The sequence below is a fragment of the Streptomyces graminilatus genome (assembly GCF_001418565.1).
In the GTDB taxonomy this organism is placed as follows: Bacteria; Actinomycetota; Actinomycetes; order Streptomycetales; family Streptomycetaceae; genus Streptomyces; species Streptomyces graminilatus.
In genome coordinates this window covers 212-521 of the sequence record NZ_LIQQ01000454.1, presented here as the reverse complement: position 1 = coordinate 521, position 310 = coordinate 212, and the positions used below count along the sequence as shown (strand labels likewise).

At 76.8% G+C, this 310-nt stretch carries 1 protein-coding gene; it reads right to left on the bottom strand.

Annotation, left to right across the window (positions count from 1 at the left end; genetic code table 11):
• The coding region (locus AOK08_RS32480; protein WP_157876881.1) for a TIGR04282 family arsenosugar biosynthesis glycosyltransferase at positions 1-310 on the bottom strand (310 nt) is incomplete at both ends.

Sequence of the window (310 nt, the reverse complement as noted above, 5' to 3'; positions counted from 1 at the left end):
GACATGGGCACGCCCCGGAGCAGCGCGGGGTCGGGGCAGGCCAGCCCGAGCGCCCAGAAACCGCCGTCCTCGGCGGGCCCGAAGTACGCGTCGTGGCCCGCGAAGTCCACGGTGAGCAGCTCCGGCGTCACCTGCGGGGTGTCCATGCCGATCAGCAGGGCCGGCCCGTCGCACGCGGCGAAGGCGTCCGCGAGGCGTTCGTCCAGACCGCCCGCGCACTGCCGTACGACGTCGAAGCCGGGCGGGAGCCAGGACCCCGGGTCGCCGTCCAGCACCAGGACGCGGCGGGTCGCCGGGGTGGCGGCCACGG